At 76.5% G+C, this 4047-nt stretch carries 3 protein-coding genes and 1 pseudogene; all 4 read left to right on the top strand.

The window, feature by feature from the left end; genetic code table 11:
* Positions 1–468, top strand: a pseudogene (locus CBZ_RS09470) (hypothetical protein); the annotation flags it as partial.
* Positions 465–857, top strand: coding sequence for a hypothetical protein (locus CBZ_RS09465; RefSeq protein ID WP_130781316.1), 393 nt, complete (start codon positions 465–467; stop codon positions 855–857). The pseudogene CBZ_RS09470 and the gene CBZ_RS09465, both read left to right, overlap by 4 nt.
* An 82-nt stretch (positions 858–939) precedes the next feature.
* A complete protein-coding gene (gene ligA, locus CBZ_RS09460; RefSeq protein WP_130781315.1) occupies positions 940–3363 on the top strand; it encodes an NAD-dependent DNA ligase LigA in 2424 nt (807 codons plus the stop codon).
* A partial coding sequence (locus CBZ_RS09455) for a GNAT family N-acetyltransferase (protein ID WP_130781314.1) occupies positions 3360–4047 on the top strand: 688 nt, incomplete at its 3' end. The genes ligA and CBZ_RS09455, both read left to right, overlap by 4 nt.

Genomic DNA, 4047 nt, shown 5'->3' with positions numbered 1-4047 from the left:
GCTCGGGCCGGCGGCTCCGGTGCCGCGGCGGTCGTCGTGCACGGCGGCACCGCGTGGACGTCGCTCGCGACCGTCCGCGCCGCCCGGGCCGACGGCGTCGCGCTGGCCGTCGCCGGGCTGGACGAGCGCGGTTGGGAGAGGGTCGCCGAGGCCGTCGAGGGCGGGCTGCGGCTGTGGGCCGAGCTTCCCCCGCAGGCGACGTCGCAGTGCGCCGGGCCGGACGTCGTCGGGCAGGCGGACCTGCTGACCCGGCCGTGGCGATCGGTCGGGCTGCCGGCCGCCGGGCTGCGCGACGTCGTGCTGCTCGCCGGCGACCCGCCGGGCACCGGGGGTCGAGGTGGCACCATGCCCGGAGCCGCGGGTGCCGGGGCAGCGACCGCAGGGCAGGCGTCGCCGGACGACGCCCGGGCGGCGCTCGCGGGGCTCCTGCGGGCGGGACGGATCGTGGCGGAACGAGCGGAGGCATGACGGTGACGCAGCAGGCACCCCGACGTCGGGGCATCGTGACGAGCCGAGGGCAGGCGCTCGGCGTGCTCGTCGCGACCGGGGCGGCGATCGTCGGGCTGGTCCTGCTCGTCGTCGTCTACGTCGGCATCGGGACCCGGACGCTGCAGGCGTCCGCCGACGGGACCGGCGGACCGTGCCTGCAGGCGTACGCGGCCGACGAGGCGGGTGCCGACGTCCGGTACCTCGTCGCACCTCCGCAGTCGGTCTGCTCGTGGGACGTCGACGGGGCCCGGCAGGAGGTCGTCGTGGCGTCCGCGCCCGCCGGGCTCGCCGCGACCGGGGCGCTGCTCGCCGGCGGGGGCGTCCTCGCGGCGGCCGCGCTGCTCGTCGTCCCGCGCCTGCGCCGCTGAGCCGGACGCGACGTCGACGTCCGCCGCGCGCGGCGGGCCGGACGTCGCGGCACGTGTGGGTGCCGGGCGCGATGATGGGCGGGTGAACGACGCCGTCGACGACGCCCCCACGCCCTCGCCCGAGCAGGAGATCCCCGCCGAGGCACGCCACCGGTGGACCGCGCTGGCCGAGCGCATCGACGCCGACCAGTTCGCGTACTACATCCTCGACGCGCCGCCGTCGTCGGACGCCGAGTACGACGCCCGGCTGCGCGAGCTGCAGGCGCTGGAGGACGAGTTCCCAGGCCTGATGACGCCCGACTCGCCGACGCAGCGCGTGGGCGGCACGTTCTCGACGGACTTCGCGACCGCGGCGCACGTGCAGCGCATGCTGTCGCTCGACAACGCGTTCTCCGCCGAGGACCTCGCGGCGTGGGCGGAGCGCGCCGCGCGCGATCTCGGGGGCGCGCGGCCGCACTACCTGTGCGAGCTGAAGATCGACGGGCTCGCGATCGCGCTGCTGTACCAGCGTCCCCGGCCGGGCGAGGCCGCGCGTCTGGTCCGTGCCGCGACGCGGGGCGACGGGCGCACCGGCGAGGACGTCACGCTCAACGTGCGGACCATCGTGTCCATCCCGGACGCGCTCGCGGGCGACCCGTCGACGCACCCGGACCTCATCGAGATCCGCGGCGAGGTGTTCTTGCCCGTCGAGGCGTTCGCGCGCCTCAACGAGGCGCAGGTCGCCGCGGGCAAGGTCCCGTTCGCGAACCCCCGCAACGCCGCCGCGGGCTCACTGCGGCAGAAGGACCCGCGCGTCACCGCGTCGCGGCCGCTCGGGATGTACGCGCACGGCATCGGGGCGCTGGAGTGGGGCGCGGACGGGACGGTCGGCCGGTCGGGCCTCGAGCGGCAGTCGCAGGTGTACGACCTGCTCGCGTCGTGGGGCATCCCGACCTCGACGCACACGCGCGTGGTCGACGACCTCGACGGCGTGCAGCGGATGATCGACCACTACGGCGAGCACCGGCACGACGTCGAGCACGAGATCGACGGCATCGTCGTCAAGGTCGACGAGATCGACCTGCAGCGGCGACTCGGGGCGACGAGCAGGGCCCCGCGCTGGGCGATCGCGTACAAGTACCCGCCGGAGGAGGTGGTGACGCGTCTCGTCGCGATCGAGGTCGGCATCGGCCGGACGGGCCGGGCCACGCCGTTCGCGGTCATGGAGCCGGTGTTCGTCTCCGGCAGCACGGTCCGGCAGGCGACGCTGCACAACCAGGACGTCGTCCGGGCGAAGGGCGTGCGCGTCGGGGACATGGTCGTGCTGCGCAAGGCGGGCGACGTCATCCCGGAGATCGTCGGCCCCGCGCCGCAGGCCCCCGACGACACCGTCGAGCGCGTCGAGTGGCAGATGCCGGCCGAGTGCCCGGTGTGCGGGACCACGCTGCGCCCGATGCGCGAGGGCGACGTCGACCTGCGCTGCCCGAACGCCGAGTCGTGCCCCGCGCAGGTGCTCGGCCGGGTCGAGCACATCGGCTCTCGGGGCGCGTTCGACATCGAGGCGCTCGGCGAGGTCACGGCCGCCGCGCTGACGCAGCCCGACGTGCCCGCCGAGCCGCCGCTGCGGACCGAGGCCGACCTGTTCGCGCTCGTCGGGTACGGGCCCGACGCGTCCGACGTCGAGCGTGAGCGCGTCCGCGAGGCGAGCCTGCGCACGCTGGGGGAGATCGAGGTCGTCGTGCGCGACCCCGAGACCGGCCTGCCGCGCGAGGACGAGGACGGCAACGTCCGCCGCCGCGCGCCGTTCCGTCGCCAGCTCACGTGGACGAAGGCGGAGCGCACGCGCGCCGACGCCGAGGGTCGCACCCTGCCCGACTGGGAGCCGTCGGCGGCCGCCCGCACGCTGCTCGACCAGCTCGACCTCGCCAAGGAGAAGGAGCTCTGGCGCGTGATCGTCGCCCTGAGCATCCGCAACGTGGGCCCGACGGCGGCGCGCGCCCTCGCGCAGGAGTTCCGCTCGATGACGGCGCTGCGCGCGGTCGTCGAGGGCGACCCGGCCGCCGCGGCCGAGCGGCTGTCCGGGGTCGAGGGGGTCGGGCCGACCATCGCGCAGTCCCTCGTCGACTGGTTCGCGACACCGTGGCACGCGGCCGTGGTCGACGCCTGGGCGGCCGCCGGGGTGCGGATGGAGGACGCCGCGAGCGAGGGCGTCGCCCGCACGCTCGAGGTCACCGACGACGGCGGCACCGTGCGCGGGCTGACCGTCGTCGTCACCGGCGGGCTCGAGCGGTTCAGCCGGGACGAGGCGAAGGAGGCAATCCTGTCCCGCGGCGGCAAGGCCGCGGGCAGCGTCTCGAAGAAGACCGACTTCGTCGTCGTCGGCGAGAACGCGGGCACGAAGGAGACGAAGGCGCGCGAGCTCGGGCTGCGGATCCTCGACGAGGCCGGGTTCGAGGCGCTGCTGGCGGGCGGGCCGGACGCGGTCGTTGCGCCGGTCGCGGACGGCGCCCCTGAGGGCGACGCGTGAAGGTCGAGGCCTCCACCGGGCCCGTCGTGCGTCGCGCCGTCGGTACGGACGTCGACGGCGCGGGGGCGCTGGCGGCCGAGGCGTACGTCGCGGACGGGCTGCTCTCGGGCGACGACGAGTACGCGGCAGAGCTGCGGGACGCGCACCGGCGCGCCCGCGAGGCGATCCTGCTGGTCGCGGTCGTGCCCCGCTCGGGCGGGACAGGCGAGGGCACGGGTGGTGTGGTCGTGGGGACGGTGACGCTGGCTCCCTACGGCTCGTCGTACGCAGAGGTCGCCGAGCCCGGCGAGCTCGAGGTGCGGATGCTCGCGGTCGCGCCCGAGGCGCGCGGGCGGGGCGTCGCCGAGGAGCTCATGACCGAGGCGCTGCGGTTCGCGGTGGCCGACGGGGCGCGGCGCGTGGCGCTGTCGACGAGCGACGCGATGCGCGCGGCGCAGCGGCTGTACGACCGGCTCGGCTTCGTCGAGGACCCGTCGCGCGACTGGGCCCACGACGGGATCCAGGTGCGCGTCCGCACGTGGACGCCGCCGGACGCCCCGGGTGCGCTGGTCGAGGCCGCGACGTGGCCGCCGCTGCGCACGCACGTGACGGCGGACGGGTGGCGGGTCGGCGCGTCGGGCGGGCTGACGCGACGGGCGAACAGCGCGCTGCCGGTGACGCGGCCGGCGGACGTCGAGGCGGCGC

The sequence above is a fragment of the Cellulomonas biazotea genome (assembly GCF_004306155.1).
In the GTDB taxonomy this organism is placed as follows: Bacteria; Actinomycetota; Actinomycetes; order Actinomycetales; family Cellulomonadaceae; genus Cellulomonas; species Cellulomonas biazotea.
This window is presented reverse-complemented; position numbering and strand designations above follow the sequence as displayed.